At 34.4% G+C, this 17,914-nt stretch carries 14 protein-coding genes; 13 read left to right on the forward strand and 1 reads right to left on the reverse strand.

Annotated elements, in window-relative coordinates; genetic code table 11:
* The 5 genes from dnaA (at position 1) to noc (ending at position 7,160) form a co-directional block, all read left to right on the forward strand.
* A complete protein-coding gene (dnaA, locus tag VXM77_RS00005; protein WP_161831428.1) occupies positions 1-1,347 on the forward strand; it encodes a chromosomal replication initiator protein DnaA in 1,347 nt (448 codons plus the stop codon).
* A gap of 180 nt (positions 1,348-1,527) precedes the next feature.
* Positions 1,528-2,664 (forward strand): DNA polymerase III subunit beta, encoded by a 1,137-nt coding sequence (gene dnaN, locus VXM77_RS00010; protein WP_161831430.1) that lies wholly within the window; start codon positions 1,528-1,530, stop codon positions 2,662-2,664.
* A 907-nt stretch (positions 2,665-3,571) separates the two neighbouring features.
* Complete coding sequence (gene mnmG / locus VXM77_RS00015; protein WP_338506485.1) at positions 3,572-5,443, forward strand: tRNA uridine-5-carboxymethylaminomethyl(34) synthesis enzyme MnmG; 1,872 nt, start codon at positions 3,572-3,574, stop codon at positions 5,441-5,443.
* 64 nt (positions 5,444-5,507) lie between these two features.
* Positions 5,508-6,221: a 16S rRNA (guanine(527)-N(7))-methyltransferase RsmG gene (rsmG, locus tag VXM77_RS00020; RefSeq protein ID WP_161831434.1), complete on the forward strand. Its 714-nt coding sequence runs from the start codon at positions 5,508-5,510 to the stop codon at positions 6,219-6,221.
* A 117-nt stretch (positions 6,222-6,338) separates the two neighbouring features.
* Entirely contained in the window at positions 6,339-7,160 is an 822-nt protein-coding gene (noc, locus tag VXM77_RS00025; protein ID WP_161831436.1) for a nucleoid occlusion protein, read from the forward strand.
* 79 nt (positions 7,161-7,239) lie between these two features.
* Here noc and VXM77_RS00030 read toward each other — a convergent pair whose 3' ends face one another.
* The gene (locus tag VXM77_RS00030) at positions 7,240-8,526 is read right to left on the reverse strand and encodes an ISL3 family transposase (RefSeq protein ID WP_289461271.1); all 1,287 of its coding nucleotides are present in this window, start codon (positions 8,524-8,526) and stop codon (positions 7,240-7,242) included.
* A gap of 449 nt (positions 8,527-8,975) precedes the next feature.
* Between VXM77_RS00030 and VXM77_RS00035 the strand changes: the two genes are divergently transcribed.
* From VXM77_RS00035 to gyrA, 8 genes are all read left to right on the forward strand, one after another.
* Positions 8,976-9,746: an AAA family ATPase gene (locus tag VXM77_RS00035; protein ID WP_161831438.1), complete on the forward strand. Its 771-nt coding sequence runs from the start codon at positions 8,976-8,978 to the stop codon at positions 9,744-9,746.
* Positions 9,733-10,608, forward strand: a complete 876-nt coding sequence (locus VXM77_RS00040; protein ID WP_161831440.1) for a ParB/RepB/Spo0J family partition protein — start codon at positions 9,733-9,735, stop codon at positions 10,606-10,608. The genes VXM77_RS00035 and VXM77_RS00040 overlap by 14 nt, the downstream gene beginning before the upstream one ends.
* 16 nt (positions 10,609-10,624) lie before the next feature.
* Positions 10,625-11,560, forward strand: a complete 936-nt coding sequence (locus VXM77_RS00045) for a mechanosensitive ion channel domain-containing protein (protein WP_237658889.1) — start codon at positions 10,625-10,627, stop codon at positions 11,558-11,560.
* A complete protein-coding gene (locus tag VXM77_RS00050) occupies positions 11,560-11,766 on the forward strand; it encodes a DUF951 domain-containing protein (RefSeq protein WP_161831442.1) in 207 nt (68 codons plus the stop codon). The genes VXM77_RS00045 and VXM77_RS00050 overlap by 1 nt, the downstream gene beginning before the upstream one ends.
* 314 nt (positions 11,767-12,080) lie before the next feature.
* A complete protein-coding gene (gene yaaA, locus VXM77_RS00055) occupies positions 12,081-12,302 on the forward strand; it encodes a S4 domain-containing protein YaaA (protein ID WP_161831537.1) in 222 nt (73 codons plus the stop codon).
* 12 nt (positions 12,303-12,314) lie between these two features.
* Positions 12,315-13,451: a DNA replication/repair protein RecF gene (gene recF, locus VXM77_RS00060; protein WP_161831444.1), complete on the forward strand. Its 1,137-nt coding sequence runs from the start codon at positions 12,315-12,317 to the stop codon at positions 13,449-13,451.
* Positions 13,417-15,339, forward strand: a complete 1,923-nt coding sequence (gyrB, locus tag VXM77_RS00065; RefSeq protein WP_161831446.1) for a DNA topoisomerase (ATP-hydrolyzing) subunit B — start codon at positions 13,417-13,419, stop codon at positions 15,337-15,339. The genes recF and gyrB overlap by 35 nt, the downstream gene beginning before the upstream one ends.
* 34 nt (positions 15,340-15,373) lie before the next feature.
* Positions 15,374-17,881, forward strand: a complete 2,508-nt coding sequence (gyrA, locus tag VXM77_RS00070) for a DNA gyrase subunit A (protein ID WP_161831448.1) — start codon at positions 15,374-15,376, stop codon at positions 17,879-17,881.
* The last annotated feature ends 33 nt before the right edge of the window (positions 17,882-17,914 follow it).

Here is a 17,914-nt window from a genome sequence, read left to right on the forward strand (position 1 = left end):
GTGGAAAAATATCAACGAATATGGGATGATGCTATTGATCGTTTAAAGTCAAATATTTCACAACAATCTTTTGATATGTTCTTTAGCACGCCTAAGAAGGTTTATAAAATAAAAAATAACAAAATGTACGTTATTGTTCAAAACAATCACGAACAATTTATGCTAGATAAATTTTATTTAAAAGAAGTTGTAGAGATGATAGCAGAGGTATCTGGTTTAAATTATGATGTTAAATTTATTACTGCCGATTATGTGAAAAATGATCAACAGGCATTTGATTTAACGAAGCCAGATCCTAATTTGCCAAAATATTATCGAGGTAATTTAAATACAACATACACTTTTGATCGTTTTGTTGCTGGAAAAAGCAATCGACTCGCGTACATGATTGCTCTTCAAGTGGCTGAACGACCAGGGGAAGTTGCGAATCCTTTATATATATTTGGTGGTGTTGGACTAGGAAAAACCCATTTAATGCAAGCGATAGGAAATTTCATTTTAGATGATAATCCTTCGTCGAGAATTTTATACTGTACCTCTGAAAAGTTTATTGACGATTACCGTCATGCAACATTAGATAATAATTTTGAATCTTTTAAAGAAAAATATCGAAATATCGACGTTCTTTTAATAGACGACATACAGTTTTTGTCCAAAAAAGAACAAACTCAAACAGAATTCTTCAATACATTTAATGAATTGTATAATAGTAATAAGCAAATTGTTATTACATCGGATCGTCCGGCATCAGATTTGAAGGATATTATGGATCGTTTAACTTCGAGGTTTGAGTGGGGATTACAAGCAGATATTCAAATTCCGGATACCCAAACACGTATAGAAATTATGAAAAAAAAATTGGCCGGGGAGAATATTAATTTAGAGGAATTTCCTGAAGAGGTGTTAGAGTTTATCGCAAGTAAATTTAACAGTAATGTGCGTACATTAGAAGGAGCTTTAAAAAGATTAATTTTTTATGCGACAATTAATAACTCAGATTTCACTATTGAATTAGCTAATGAAGCATTAAGAGATTTATTTAGGGCTGAGCAAAAAAAATCAAAAGTTGATGTAAATAACATTATTAAAGAGGTTGGGGCTTATTACGACGTATCTGTTGCGGATATTTTATCTAAAAAACGTAAAAAAAATATTGCTTATGCAAGACAAGTGGCCATGTTTTTAACTCGGGAATTAACGGGTAGTTCATTTCCTAAAATTGGTGAAGCATTTAGCGGGCGGGATCATACAACGATTATGCATGGATGCGAAAAAATAGAAAAAGAGTTAAAGGATAATACGGATTTAAAGAAGGCTATTAGTGACTTAAAACAAACATTATCATAAGTTATACACATGGGTTTGAAGATGAAGGGCTAATTTATCAACATAATATCAACATATTACACACAGGGTGCTGATACTGTTATTATTTGGTTTGATAGCCTTATCCCCTATATCCACAAATTTTATTACTAAAAAGATTATTAAACAGCAATAATATATAACTATATAGGAGTGATTCAGATGAAAATTAAGATTGATCGTCATTTATTGTTAACCCAACTGTCTTATATTAGTAAGGCGATTCCATCAAAAACACCTCTTCCTGCATTGATGGGAATCAAATTTGTTGTTTCTGAAGAAGGATTATATCTAACTACGAGTGATTCAGATATTACAATTAATACGTTTTTACCGTTAGAGGTTAATGATACACAAGTAATACAGATTGACTCGATTGGATCAATTATTATCCCAGGAAAATATTTTATTGAAATTATAAAGAAATTAAATGGGGATATCATAGAAATTAGCACCTTTGAGGGACATTATGTCATTATTAAATGTGGACGTAGTGAGTATACCTTAAATGGATTAGATGTTTCGGAATATCCGAACATTGAACTGATTAAACATGATAACCCGATTCATTTAGAAAAACAATTGTTAAAAACGATTATAAGACAGACAGTTTTTTCAACTGCACATATTGAAAACAGGCCGGTTTTAACTGGGGTGAACTTCAGGTATGATGCTGATGAACTGATGTGTATTGCAACAGATAGTTACCGCTTATCAAAAAAAGTAATTCCACTAAATAAGCTGCATGAACCTTTTAATATTGTTATTCCAGGACGTAGTTTAATTGAATTATCAAAAATTTTAGATGATTCGCATGATGCAATTGACGTATACTTAGCACATAACCAGGTACTTTTCCAGATTGGAAATATTTCTTTTCAATCAAGATTGCTAGATGGAGAATATCCAGAAACTAAAGATTTTGTTCCTACAACATTTGGGATTGAGATTAAGGCTAATTATCATGAATTATATGAGGCTTTTGACCGTGCTGCCTTGATTGCCCGTGATCAAGAATCGAAGGTTGTCAAATTAAATATTTTACCTAATGAAAATAAAATGCTAATTACAGCTAACTATCCGGCAATTGGAAAGGTTGAGGAAGAGGTCCAAGTGGAAATGATTTCAGGAGGAGAATTAAGAATTGCTTGTAGTGCTTTATTCATCTTGGATGCTCTTAAAGCAATCAATAAATCAAGCGTAATTATGAGTTTTAACGGAGATATGTATCCATTTATTCTTCGAGATCAGTACGATGAGACGACAATTCAACTTATTGTTCCAATTCGAACAGAATAAAAAAAGAGCCAATTGGCTCTTTTTTTTATAAAAATAATGAATAATAAAAATAAAAATCATCAATAATAAAACGAATTGATAAAAACAAGCTTGTAGGGGAAGTTATTGTTACGGGTAAATCTGCCGTTAGTAAAAATATATCGTTTGGGTTTACGTAACAATCGTATTGTAAAATAAAGTTGGTGATTTAATAAACGGAGAAATAATAACTTATCCACATTTTTGATTTGTGGATAAATGAGGGGGTTAGCTTTATAATTACATAAAATTGATGATTATCGTTGTTGTGAGATCAAAAAAATTAAAATAATTGAATGCACCATGAAATATAATCAGTTCATAAATAAGTATAAGTATCTTTCATTTCTTCCGTCTTCATCTAATTTTAAAAAAGATTAATTTCATTTATACCTCCCTCGAAAAGAGGCAACAGTCTTGTTTGGATTTAAAAAGGATCGATTTTGGATGATATTTATATGAATGTTAAATAGAAGTTTGAGTGGTTTTTCTAGGTAAATATGCGGTGTGAGTTATGTACTATATTGAGAGGATTATGGACAATCTTCATAAAATATGAGTAATCACTCTTTTTATCTCATATAAAAAATGTTTAATTAATAAAAAATGTCGTTTTATTAAGGGGGATGTTTTTGATATAAAATATAGATATTTATATTATGCAGGGGTGAACGTAAAAAAACAATTATTTTATACTAAAATTCATTAAACTCAATTCTTAAGTAATTTATTTTTTGAAATAAAATGTTGTATTTCGTTGAAAAAAAGGGATAAAAAGCCGCCTATGTAGGGGATATATTCTTTTTTCTTGTTTATTGTCGACATTTAGAGGTAAAATGAAATAGTTGCGTTGAATGAAAAAATATCTTTGTATAAGGAGTTGAAGTTGATGATATATGATGTAATCGTTGTCGGTGGAGGACATGCTGGTATTGAAGCAGCATTGGCACCATCGCGGATGGGGTGTAAAACCTTGATGATAACAGGAGATATTAGTCGCATTGGTCATATGCCTTGTAACCCAGCTATTGGGGGACCGGCAAAAGGAATTGTTGTTCGCGAAATCGATGCCCTGGGCGGTGAAATGGGGGTTAATACGGATAAAACACATATTCAGATGAGAATGTTGAATACAGGTAAGGGTCCGGCCGTTCGCGCACTAAGGGCACAGGCAGACAAAGTGGATTATCCACGCGAAATGCAAAAGACGGTTTTATCCCAAGAAAATTTAGATGTAATAGAAGAAATTGTGGATAACTTACTTGTCGAAAATGGAGAGGTAAAAGGGGTTCAGTTAGAGAGTGGAGAAAAGATTTTATCAAAAGCTGTCATTCTTACTACGGGTACATATATGCATTCTAAAGTAATGATTAGTGACGAAATCACTTTAAGTGGTCCAGACGGAGCAAAAACCTCGTTAGGTTTATCAAATAATTTAAAGGAATTAGGTTTTGAGTTATTTCGTTTAAAAACAGGAACCCCTCCACGTGTAGCAGCGGATAGTGTTGATTTCTCGAAAACTGAAATTCAACCTGGTGATAACGTCATTCGATCGTTTAGTTTCGACACCGTTGACCACCTACCGTTAGAAAATCAAGTTCCATGCTATTTAACCTATACTGGAGAGGATACACACCACATTATAATGGAAAATCTAGAACGCTCATCGATGTATTCAGGTGCTGTTGAAGGGGTTGGTCCTCGTTATTGTCCTTCAATTGAGGATAAAATAGTTCGTTTTAATGATAAACCAAGACATCAGATTTTTTTAGAGCCTGAAAGTAAACATATTCCTGAAATCTATGTTCAGGGATTTTCAAGTAGCTTACCACGTGATATTCAAGAAAAAATGATTAGAACAATACCAGGACTTGAAAATTGTCGAATTGTTAAATATGCCTATGCGATTGAGTATGATGCCATCAACCCTACGCAATTATGGCCATCTCTAGAAACGAAATTAGTAAAAAATTTGTATACTGCAGGGCAGATTAATGGAACAAGTGGTTATGAAGAGGCGGCCGGTCAGGGAATTATGGCAGGAATTAATGCCGCATTACGAATTCAAGGGAAAGACCCGTTAATCTTGAAAAGAAGTGAGGCGTATATTGGGGTTTTAATAGATGATTTAGTTACAAAAGGGACATTAGAACCTTATCGTTTATTAACTTCTCGCGCGGAGTATCGCTTGTTATTACGTCATGATAATGCAGATATGAGGTTAAGAGAGTATGGTTACCAGGTTGGATTGGTAAGTGAAGAAAAGTATAAAAAATTCTTAAATAAGAAAGAAGCTATCGCATTAGAAAAAGAACGTTTATCGATGATTAAAATTACTCCGAAGGGAAATACTAATGAGTATTTATTAAGTATTCCTTCTTCTCCACTGAAAGATGGGATTACAGCAATTGATTTATTAAAGCGCCCTGAAATAACTTACACACATATCCACAACCTTATCGATGAAAAAAATGTGGATATTTCTAAAGAAGTTATTGAGCAAGTTGAAATTCAGGTTAAGTATGAAGGATATATTAATAAGGCTCTTCAACAGGTAGAAAAATTGCGTAAGGTTGAAGAAAAGAAAATCCCCATTTCAATTGACTACGATGATGTTCCAAATCTTGCTATAGAAGCGAAACAAAAACTTAAAGATGTACGTCCATTAACAATTGGACAGGCTAGCCGTATTTCGGGAGTAAATCCAGCGGATATTTCAATTTTAATGGTTTATATTGAATCTGGAAGATTTAATAAGTAAAAATATAAATTGAGAGTTAAGGGAAAGGATCTCTTAACTCTTTTGGGCTAAGGAGAGGTTTTTTATGACACCAGAACAATTTTACAGTAGACTAAAAGAGTTTGGTATTGATTTAAGCGAAGAACAAAAATGGCAGTTGCACCGATATTATGAATTATTAGTAGAGTGGAACGAAAAAATGAATTTAACAGGAATTACTGAAGTTAATGAAGTTTATTTAAAGCATTTTTATGATTCCTTAATTGGCTTCTTGATGTTTGAGGAGATTGGAAATTGTAGAACACTATGTGATGTCGGATCTGGGGCTGGATTTCCAGCATTGCCTGTAAAAATTGTATTCCCACATTTAAAAATGGATTTGGTCGATTCGCTAGGAAAAAGAGTTAACTTTTTAAATCATGTTATCAACGAGACCAAGTTAAAAGACATTCAGGCGTATCATTCTAGGGCGGAAGAATATGCAGGTCGTCATAGGGAGTCCTTTGATATTGTAACTGCCCGTGCGGTTGCGCGATTAAACATTCTTTCCGAGTTGTGTGTTCCATTGGTTAAAGAAGAGGGATATTTTATTGCCTTAAAGGGACAAACAGGTGAAGATGAGTTAATAGAGTCAAAGCGGGCACTCGAAACTTTAGGTGTACAGATTATTGATGTTAAACAAATAGAATTACCCGAGGAAGCGGGATCACGCACTAATATTTATACAAAAAAACACAAAAAAACACCTAATAAGTATCCTAGGGCTTATGGTCAAATTAAAAATAAACCATTAAAATAGGCTTAAATGTCATGGGCCAGGGTAAAGCTATAGAAATCCTAGAAAAAAGCAGAAAAATAAGCTATAATTTAAATATTAAGAGTGATTTTTAACTGTTATTATAAGGGGGGATTCAGGGTGTTTAATATATTTTTAAGGGATGATTCTCGTAACCAACCAAAGGATGAAGTTATTCAATTACCTATTGCGAAAATTATTCCAAATAAATATCAACCACGAAATATCTTTAATGATGAAAAGATTTCTGAGTTATCGGAATCGATTAAAGAACACGGAGTAATTCAACCTATAGTTGTTCGTCAATTTGAAGGCGGTTATGAAATTATTGCTGGGGAAAGACGTTATCGTGCCTCAAAGCTAATAGGTTTGGAAAAAGTTCCAGCTATTATAAGGGATTATGATGATCGCCAATCAGCATCAATTGCAATCGTTGAAAATATTCAACGTGAGGATTTAACGGCTATTGAGGAGGCTATGGCATATAAACAATTGATTGAGTTACATGGTATTACGCAGGCCACTCTAGCGAAACAGATGGGGAAATCTCAGTCGACTGTTGCGAATAAAATTCGCTTATTAAACTTAGGTGAAGCGGTGCAACAGGCAGTTTTGGAGCGTAATATTACAGAACGACACGCACGTGCGCTATTGACAGTAAAGGATTTTCAATTGCAAGAGCAATTATTGCAAAAAATTATAGAGAAGGATTTAAATGTCTCGGAAACAGAACGCTTAATAGACGAGACATTAAATCCAAAGGAAAAACCAGTGAAAGCCAAGACTATTTCTCGTATGCCAAGAGACTGTCGAATTGCTATGAATACCTTTAAACAGGCTATTATGATGGTTGAAAAAACTGGGATGAGGGTAAATCACGAAACTGAGGAATTAGACGATTCCTATGTTATTAAAATTTCTTTACCTAAGCGTAAGCAGTAAAGGGGGGTTCTTTGTCAAATAGTGTTGCTGATTAATTTGTAACCTGTTACAACGAAAATTCAAATCGAAATCCTAGTAGCTATGCTGCTAGGATTTTCGTTTTAGGCTTTGTTAGATTTTGAACCATGAGAATACGAGATTTAAAGTGATAGAAACTACGATATCCAAAGGCAATACGCTTAATGACCTTAATTTTATTATTAATTCCTTCGATGGGACCATTTGTGTAATGAGTTGAGAGTGTATTTTTAATATAGGATTGATAAGTTTTAAAGGTTTGGAAAGCCGTTTGAAACTCAGGAGAAACAAGCGGATGTTCCGTTTCGAGTAAATGATTAAATCGTTTTAAGTTTTTTGTCTGAAGAGCGAAAAGTAACTCTTGATATAAATCATAGGTTGCTTTTAATTCAGGAGATAAATCAAGTAGAAAGTTTAAGATATCAATTTCACGCATGGGTTGTTTAAAGCAGTAAACTGATCGATAAGTGGTGGTATTAAGTAAAGCGTGAGATTTTAAAAATAAGCGCCAATAACGTTTGAATTTACGACCATGCTTTTTGAACTTTTTCATGAATCGGATTCGAGTTTTGTTCAGTGCACGAGAGAGATGTTGAACGAGATGAAATTTATCAATGATAATTTGGGCATGAGGAAAAAGATCCTTAATGAGGCTGATGTAAGGAGCGTACATATCAATCACAATATTTTTTACTCGATGACGTGCTTCCTTTGTGTATCGTTTAAAATAAGCTTGAAGGGAGTTTAAACGACGATCTTCAACGATATCGATGATTTGTTTTGAGTCAGCATCGCAAAAAATAAAAGACATATGCCCCTCAGCAGACTTAACGGATTTAAATTCATCAAAACAGAGATTTTCAGGTAAATAATTAAGGTTTAAGGTTTGAGATTCATAAAAGCTATGGATGATTCGATTGACGGTTGAATGAGAGACCTGATGGCGACGTGCGATATCACATTCAGAAATTTTATTTTGGGCCTCTAAAGCAATGGCGTGTTTCGTATGATAAGAAATGTAACAGTTCTTTTCAACAATTGAAGTACTTAGTGTAAAAGTAGACTGGCAATGCCCACAATAATAACGCTGTTTTTTTAGGTCTAAGTAGGTATCGTGAAGAGAGACTTTTGGAATGACAATTCGAGAGGTTTTAAATCCATGCTTCTTAAATTTTGAATCAAATAGGGTTCCGCATTTTTGACAATGAGTCGGTTGATACGTAAGAATACCTTTAAAGATAAAGCTAGTAATTCCGTTCAACTTCACTTCCTCAAGATAATCTTCTGAAAATGTAATATTTTTATCTTTAATATTTAAAAGTTTTCTAGTAAAATATGAGTGAGACATTAAATCTTATCCTTTCAATATTGTTTTAGTCGATAACATTGTAACAGGATTGAGACTTGAAGTCTCTTTTTTTTTATCCTATGAAAAAAGTGCTGCTTAATCAGCAACACTAAATATTATAGAACCTAAAGGGGTCTGTGGTCATAGGCCCCTTTTTTTTGTTATTAAATAACAGTGAACGAGGGTTCTATTGGGCAGGTGTGGATAAAATCTTTTTGTTATCCACAGGAACTTTCTTTTAATACTATAACCAGCAATAATTAGATGATATTTTAAGGCGGGAAAAACCAATTTTTTTCATAAAAATAGCATGTTTGGAAATAATATTTATTGGGTATAATGTGTACCTTTATAAAACCCAAAATTTACTGATTAAGTTCCAAATTTATTTCTCATAACTTATCATTTCGTGGTAAAATATTAGCAAGTATGACTTTAGGAGGGTTAATATGGGGAAAATTATCGCTATAACGAACCAAAAAGGTGGAGTTGGTAAGACGACATCTAGTATTAACTTATCAGCATCCTTGGCTTACTTGGGTCATAAAGTATTACTTGTTGATATGGATCCCCAAGCTAACGCCTCTACAGGTATTGGTGTTTATAAAGGAGACGCTGAGTTAACGGTTTTTGATTTACTGGTGGACGAGACACCAACGAGTCAAGTAATTTTAAAAACGAATGAGGAAAATTTATTTTTAATCCCCTCGTCTCAAGAATTAGCAGGATTTGAATCTATGATTGTTATGGAAAAAGACCGTGAATTTAAGTTATTACCTAAATTAGATCAGGTAAAGGATTATTTCGACTATATCATTATCGATTGTCCACCATCATTAGGTCTTTTAACAATCAATGCATTATCAGCAGCGGATTCCACATTAATCCCTGTTCAATGTGAGTATTATGCGTTAGAGGGATTAACACAATTATTAAATACAATTCGTATTGTTCAACGCCGCCTGAATCGAAATTTATCGATTGAAGGTGTACTTCTTACTATGCTTGATCGTAGAACACGATTAGGACTAGATGTGATTAATGAGGTTAAGCTATATTTTAAAGAAAAGGTATTTAATACAATTATTCCACGTTTAGTTAGATTGAGTGAGGCGCCATCCTTTGGTAAGTCTATTATTGCGTATGATCAGAAATCAACAGCAGCTCAATTTTATCTAGATTTAGCTAAAGAGGTGGTGAAAAATAATGTCAGCGAATAGATTGGGTAGAGGATTAGGTGCACTATTTCAAGAACATGACATTGAAAGCCTAGAGTCTTTTGAACAGGTAAAAGAGGGAGAGGTTATTCATCAATTAGAAGTCGGTGATTTAAGACCTAATCCATATCAACCACGTAAATATTTTGATGAAACAAAAATTAAAGAATTAGCCATGTCAATTAAAGAACATGGTGTTTTTCAGCCAATTATTGTGAAAAAAGACATAAAAGGTTATATAATTATCGCTGGAGAAAGACGTTTTCGAGCGGCCATACAGGCAGGATTAAAGACTATTCCGGCTATTATCCGTGAATTTAATGATCATTTGATGATGGAATATGCATTAATTGAAAATTTACAACGCGAGGATTTAACAGCTATTGAAGAGGCAGAGGCGTATCGTTTACTAATCCAAAAGTTAGACCTAACACAGGAACGATTGGGAGAACGTTTAGGGAAAAGCCGTGCTTATATTGCCAATACGATGCGCTTATTACAATTACCACAATCGGTACAGGAAGAAATCGAAAATGGTGTAATTTCGGTGGGACACGGTAAAGTTTTAGCGGGATTAAAGGATGAACAGTTAGTCTTAAAGCTCGTAAATATTATTAAAGAAAAACAAATTTCGGTTCGTGAACTAGAGGATTTAATAAAAGAAATTGGAATTACACATCCGGCAGAAGAGAAGAAAATAAAAAAAATAGTAAATCCGCACCTAGAATATGTCGAATCTAATTTAAAATCTTATTTTGGAACAAAGGTTAAACTTAAAGAAAAAAATGGTAAAGGCCAAATTATTATTGATTATATGACAATGGATGATTTAAATAGATTACTGGAGATGATGGGATTAGAGTAAATGAGGAGGAAGTTAATTGAATTTTTTGTTTTTTAGTCCAGATATAATAAAAGTAAATCCGTTTTTTGCTATTTCTCTAGCACTTGCTGATAGAATTCAGAATTTTTTTGCGAAGGAACAATTAAACGAGTTACTAATTAACGTGGGATTCAAAATTATTAGTGTAATTTTAGTTTGTGTAATCATGTCAGTTATAAGAAGGCTTGGAAAGAACATGTTAAAAAAAGCCTTTGCTGTAAATGTTGAACGTATTCAGAAGGTTACTGGGGGAACAGAGAGACGAAAAGAAACATTTGAAAGCCTGTCTTTAAATATTTGGCGATATACTGTTAATATTGTTTTGATTCTATGGTTAGTATCTATTTTTATTCCACTTCAAAATTTATTAATTGCGTCCAGTGCCTTCTTTGTTGTAATTGGATTTGCCGCAAAGAGTATGTTAGATGATATTACGATGGGATTTTTTATCATTTTTGAAGACCTATTTTCAGTAGGAGACTTTGTAGAAATTGACGGGAATACAGGAACAGTAACAGAAATTGGATTAAGATCTGTAAAGATTCGTGTCTTAACCGGGGAAATTGTGATTATTCCTAATGGAAATATAGGTAAGGTGATTAATCACTCGGTTTCAAATGGACAAGCCGTGTTGGATATTAGCATTGCATACGAGGCCGATATTGATCAAGCAATTTTAGTATTAGAGGGTGTAGCACAAGACGCTTTTGATAAATATGAGACTATTTTACAGTTGCCACAAATTTTAGGTGTACAAGAATTAGCTGATTCAGCAATTGTTATTCGAATGATAGCAGAGGTTTCACCATTACAACAATGGCATATTCAACGTGAGTTACGTCGATTAATAAAAAAATCTTTTGACCAGCATAATATTGAGATTCCATATTCTAAAATGGTAATTTATCAGAAGAATGAAGGAGGGGCACAGTAGTGAATAATGCATCATTTGGTTTGAATGATATTGTTGAAATGAAAAAACAGCACCCCTGTGGAACTAATCGTTGGCAAGTTATTCGTTTAGGGGCTGATATTAAAATCAAGTGTTGTCACTGTGAGAGAGTTTTAATGATGCCAAGGCCAGATTTTAAAAAGAAATTAAAAAAAGTTTTAGAGTCTTCACAAATTAGTGAGGACTAATGTGGGGATTTAGGACGCCATTGAGCGACTAAATCCTCTTTTTATTTAGAGTATGCATTTTAGTGTCATAAAACTTTCGTTTTAAAATATAGTTGTGGACATCTCTGGGAGGGGGAATCAAGGAAATTCTTTAGTAATAAACATACTTTTTAGAAACGTTAGAGATGAGGATAAAAATCCCCTTTTTTTATATAGGGAAAAGTGGAGAAAAGGCGTTAAAATCAGTGGATTTGAGAGTTTTTTTAGGACGGTTTATCGTGTTAAAAAGTTACCAATTATGCTATAATATATATAGAAAGAAAAAGGTGATTAGTATGCAAACTGAAGTTTTTATTACAAGTGAATATATTACACTAGGTCAGTTTTTAAAGTATGAGAATTTAATTGAAAGCGGCGGAAGTGTAAAATTCTTTTTAGAAGAAATCCCGGTTTTTATAAACGGTGAACAAGATAATCGTCGTGGTCGAAAGCTATATCCGGGTGATATTGTATCCATTGAAGAGTTTGGTGAGTTTATTATTTTAATCCAGAAATAGAGGGTTAGATTAATGTTTATTAATCGATTATCATTAAAGCAGTTTAGAAATTATCAACAGGCTACTGTCGAGTTTAAAAAAAATATTAATATTATTATTGGAAATAACGCACAGGGGAAAACAAGTTTGATTGAGTCAATTTACGTTTTATCGACGACTAAATCACACCGGACGAGTAAGGATTCTCAACTCATTTTATTTAATGAGGATTTTGCTCGTATTGAGGCTGATATTACCCGTGAACGTGATAGGTTGCAATTATCCTTAGTTATTTCTAAAAAGGGGAAAAAGGCGAGTTATAACGGAGTTGACCAGAAGAAGTTAAGTGATTATGTAGGTAAGTTGATCGTTGTAATGTTCGCCCCAGAAGATCTATCCTTGGTTAAGGGTGGTCCCCAGTATCGTCGTCGATTTATGGATATGGAGATTGGGCAGTTATCACCATCATATCTATTTCATTTAGGCCAATATTCGAAGTTATTAAAGCAAAGAAACGAGTTATTAAAGCAATTACGATTGAATCGTACGGATGATTTGCTTTTAGATGTTATTACTGAACAATTAGTTCCACATGCTATTTATGTGCTAAATAGCCGCATTGATTTTTTAAATAAACTAGAGTTGTTTTCAAAGGAAATTCACGGAGAAATCTCTAACCAGTTAGAGGATATTAGTTTAAACTATATAAATTCATTTAAGAACTTGGAGTTAAGCGAAGAAGTATTGCTAAAAAAATATAAAGAGTTGTATGATCAGGATATTCAATTAGGATCAACTAGTTTAGGTCCCCATCGTGATGATTTCGGTGTTTCAATTAATGGGGTAAATACTCATCAATTTGGATCACAGGGTCAGCAAAGAACAGCATCATTATCGATGAAATTGGCCGAGATTGAGTTGATTTATTCTGTTTTAAATGAGTATCCTATTTTATTATTGGATGATGTTTTAAGTGAGTTAGATGATGTTCGTCAAACTCAATTACTAAATACGATAAAAAATAAGGTACAAACCTTTATTACGACAACAAATATTGACGGAATTGATAAATTTATGATTGAATTAGCTGATATTTTTACGATTAATAATGCAAAGATTAGGATAGGTGATATGAATGACGCAGGAAATGACGAACACACAACAGTATGATGCAAGTAATATTCAAGTCCTAGAAGGTTTAGAGGCGGTTCGTAAAAGACCAGGAATGTATATTGGTTCAACGAGTGGCCGTGGATTACACCATTTAGTTTGGGAAATTGTAGATAACTCGATTGACGAGGCCTTAGCGGGTTATTGTACAGAAATCAATGTCGCTATTACGGAAAATAACGAGATAATTGTAAAAGATAATGGTCGGGGAATTCCAGTAGATATTCATAAGCAAACAGGGAAATCGACTGTTGAAACGGTTTATACGGTACTTCATGCTGGAGGAAAATTTGGCGGTGGAGGATATAAGGTTTCTGGGGGATTACATGGTGTAGGGGCCTCAGTTGTTAATGCCTTATCTGAACATCTAGAGGTAACGGTAAACCGTAACGGTAAAAAATATTTTCAACAATTTGAAAAGGGGACACCAATTGATGAGTTGCATGTTATCGGTGAATCTGATTCAACGGGGACAGAGGTTAAATTTAAGCCGGATCCGACTATTTTTACAGAAACAACAGTTTATGACTATGATATCTTGCGCAATCGTATTCGTGAGTTAGCATTTTTAAATAAAGGATTAAAGATTACACTAGAGGACTTAAGGTCTGATAAACCACAACGTCATGAATTTCACTATGAAGGCGGTATTAGTGAATATGTTCGCTTCTTAAATAAAAATAAAGAAGTAATTCACGACGAGGTCATTCATGTTGAAGGTGAGCGCGATGGAATTAGCGTTGAAATTGCAATGCAGTATAATACGGGTGTTGCGGGAAATATTTATTCATTTGCGAATAATATTAATACACATGAGGGAGGGACTCACGAAGCTGGTTTCCGTGCGGCATTAACACGTATTATCAATAGTTATGCTAAAAAATTGAATTTGTTAAAGAGCGATGATGCCCTTATCGGTGAGGATATTCGGGAAGGATTAACGGCAATTATTTCAGCGAAGCACCCAGATCCTCAGTTTGAGGGACAGACTAAAACAAAACTGGGGAATAGCGAAGTTCGTCGTATTGCGGATAATATTTTTTCAGAAGGTTTTGAACGATTTTTAATGGAGAATCCGCAAGCGGCAAGGATTATTATTGATAAGGCATTGATGGCGGCGCGTGCAAGAATGGCGGCGAAGCGTGCCCGTGAAATGGTTCGTCGTAAATCGCCATTAGAATCTCTTGGATTTAAGAGTAAGCTAGCCGATTGTCAATCGCGCGATGCCCAAATTTCTGAGTTATTTATAGTCGAGGGAGATTCAGCGGGTGGATCGGCAAAACAGGGACGAGATAATAAGTTTCAGGCCATTTTGCCACTACGAGGAAAGGTATTAAACGTTGAAAAAGCCAGAATCGACAAAGTTTATGCAAATAATGAGATTAAGAGTATGATCCATGCCATCGGAACTGGAGTAGGGGATGAATTTGATATTGAAAAGGCCCGTTATCATAAGGTAGTTATTATGACCGATGCCGATGTTGATGGAGCCCATATTCGAACACTATTATTAACGTTCTTTTATAGATATATGAGACCTTTAGTTGAAAAAGGGTATGTATATATTGCTCAACCACCACTTTATAAGGTTACACAAGGGAAAAGAATTGAGTATGTATATTCACCTGAGGAGCTTGATGCGGTTATGGAAACATTGTCACCAACGCCACGTCCAAATGTCCAACGTTATAAAGGTCTTGGAGAGATGAATGCTGAACAGTTATGGGAGACGACGATGGATCCAGAGGTGCGTACATTATTACAGGTTACTCTTGAAGATGCTGTTGAAGCAGATGAAATTTTTGATATTTTAATGGGTGATCGTGTTGAACCTCGTCGAGAATTTATCGATGCTAATGCAAAATATGTGACAAATTTAGATTTCTAATTCAAAGCAATAGATAGTATCAGGAGGAACGAAAATGTCTGGATATGACCAAGTAAAACCGCATAATATTGCTAAAGAAATGAGAACCTCTTTTATTGATTATGCGATGAGTGTTATCGTATCACGTGCTCTACCAGATGTTCGTGATGGATTGAAACCTGTTCATCGTCGAATTTTATATTCGATGAATGACTTAGGAATGCACAGTGATAAACCATATAAAAAGTCTGCCCGTATTGTTGGGGATGTTATCGCTAAGTACCATCCTCACGGCGATTCATCTGTTTATGATGCGATGGTACGTATGGCACAAGATTTTAGTTATCGTTATCCTTTAGTTGATGGGCATGGTAACTTTGGTTCGATTGATGGCGATGGAGCGGCCGCAATGCGTTATACTGAAGCGAGAATGTCGAAATTAGCAATGGAAATGATGCGGGATATTAATAAAAATACGATTGATTTCCAACCTAACTTTGATGGTGAGGAACAAGAACCTGTTGTGTTACCGGCAAGGTTTCCAAGTCTACTAGTTAATGGGACAACCGGGATAGCAGTCGGTATGGCCACGAATATTCCACCTCATAACCTATCGGAAGTTATTGATGGTTGTTTAGCTTATATGGACAATCCTGAAATTGATATTTTGGGTTTGATGCAGTTTATTAAGGGGCCTGATTTACCTACAGGTGCGCTAATTTTAGGTACGAAAGGAATTCGTTCAGCTTACGAAACAGGAAATGGATCAATTATGATTCGTTCTCAATGTGAAATCGTTGAAGGTCATGGTGGCAAATATTCTATTTTAGTAACTGAAATTCCTTATCAGGTTAATCGTGAACGTTTAATTGAGAAAATTGCTGAGTTAGTTAAGGAAAAGCGTTTAGATGGGATTACGGATTTACGAAATGAATCGAATCGTGAAGGAACACGTATTGTTATTGAATTGCGTAAAGATGTTAATCCACAGGTGATGTTAAACAATTTATTTAAGTTAACTCAATTACAGGTTTCCTACGGTATTAATATGTTAGCTTTAGTCGATGGGCAGCCTAAAGTATTGAACCTAAAAGAGATTATTTCAGAATATATTAAACATCAGGTAGAAGTTATTGTTCGTCGTACAAAATTCGACTTGGATAAGGCCGAAGATCGTGCTCATATTTTAGAAGGATTACGTATTGCTTTGGATCATATTGATCGAATTATTGCAATCATTCGTGGTTCTTCTAATGATGAAGAAGCGTTAAATTCATTAATGTCAGAATTCTCTTTATCGGAACGTCAAGGGAAAGCTATTTTAGAGATGCGCCTTCGCCGTTTAACAGGATTAGAACGAGGTAAAATAGAAGATGAATATCAAAATTTAGTCGTTTTAATTGCTGATTTAAAAGATATTTTGGCGAATGAATCACGTGTTCATGCAATCATTCGTGAAGAATTACTTGAAGTTAAGCAAAAACATGGTGATGAGCGTCGCACTCAGATTGTTCGGGGTTCTGATTTTGATATTGAAGATGAAGATCTAATTCCAGAGGAACAAGTTATTATCACCTTGACTAATAATGGATATATTAAACGTCAACCGATATCAACGTATCGATCTCAAAATCGTGGAGGTCGAGGGGTCCAAGGAATGGGGACGCATGATGATGATTATGTAAAAGAATTATTATCAACATCTACCCACGATCATTTACTGTTCTTTACAAGTAAGGGAAAAGTTTATCAGAAAAAGGCATATACGATTCCGGAATACGGGCGTACGGCTAAGGGATTACCTATTGTAAATATTATTGAAATCGCGCAGGATGAATACATTAGTGCAATTATCCCAGTTAAAGAATTTAATGATGATGAATTTTTATTCTTTGCTACACGATTTGGTGTCGTAAAACGTACTACTTTATCGGCCTTTGGACATATCCGAACGAATGGTCTTATTGCCCTATCGTTAAGGGAAGACGATGAACTTATCGGGGTAAGAAAAACATCTGGACAAGATGATATTATTATTGCTTCTAGTGGTGGAAAAGCTGTTTGGTTTGATGAGACTGAGGTTCGTCCAATGGGACGTACAGCAGCTGGTGTTCGAGGTATTTTCTTAGAGGAAGATGAAGTTGCAATTGGAATGGAAATGGTCACAACGGACCAAGAAATTCTTGTAGTAACAGAGAACGGATTTGGTAAACGAACTTCAATTAAAGAATATCGCAAAACAAAACGTGGTGGAAAAGGTGTTAAAACGTTAACTATCACGGATAAAAACGGAACATTAGTGGCCATGAAGGCTGTAAATGGGGATGAGGATCTAATAATTGTAACAAATAAAGGGGTTATTATCCGAACACCAATTCAACAAATTTCACAAACTGGCCGTGCAACACAAGGGGTAAAATTAATTCGACTAACTGATGAACAATTAGTGTCTAGTGTTGCAATTGTTGAACATGAGGAGTCTGACGAGTCACAACTAGTTAGTGAAGAAGTCCAAAAGGTTGCTGAAGGAGCAGAGTTAGACAATAAACCAGAGTCAGAATAGTAAAAAAGAAATAATTTGTGTTAAAGAGGTATA

This window comes from Turicibacter sp. KK003 (assembly GCF_037014675.1).
GTDB lineage: Bacteria > Bacillota_I > Bacilli_A > MOL361 > Turicibacteraceae > Turicibacter > Turicibacter faecis.

What these genes read in the sequence shown, in the direction of transcription:
- dnaN (WP_161831430.1), top strand. Translation starts at nt 1,528, where the DNA reads ATGAAAATTAAGATTGATCGTCATTTATTGTTAACCCAACTGTCTTAT.
- mnmG (WP_338506485.1), top strand. Translation starts at nt 3,572, where the DNA reads ATGATATATGATGTAATCGTTGTCGGTGGAGGACATGCTGGTATTGAA.
- rsmG (WP_161831434.1), top strand. Translation starts at nt 5,508, where the DNA reads ATGACACCAGAACAATTTTACAGTAGACTAAAAGAGTTTGGTATTGAT.
- VXM77_RS00030 (WP_289461271.1), bottom strand. Translation starts at nt 8,526, where the DNA reads ATGTCTCACTCATATTTTACTAGAAAACTTTTAAATATTAAAGATAAA.
- VXM77_RS00035 (WP_161831438.1), top strand. Translation starts at nt 8,976, where the DNA reads ATGGGGAAAATTATCGCTATAACGAACCAAAAAGGTGGAGTTGGTAAG.
- VXM77_RS00040 (WP_161831440.1), top strand. Translation starts at nt 9,733, where the DNA reads ATGTCAGCGAATAGATTGGGTAGAGGATTAGGTGCACTATTTCAAGAA.
- yaaA (WP_161831537.1), top strand. Translation starts at nt 12,081, where the DNA reads ATGCAAACTGAAGTTTTTATTACAAGTGAATATATTACACTAGGTCAG.
- recF (WP_161831444.1), top strand. Translation starts at nt 12,315, where the DNA reads ATGTTTATTAATCGATTATCATTAAAGCAGTTTAGAAATTATCAACAG.
- gyrB (WP_161831446.1), top strand. Translation starts at nt 13,417, where the DNA reads ATGACGCAGGAAATGACGAACACACAACAGTATGATGCAAGTAATATT.
- gyrA (WP_161831448.1), top strand. Translation starts at nt 15,374, where the DNA reads ATGTCTGGATATGACCAAGTAAAACCGCATAATATTGCTAAAGAAATG.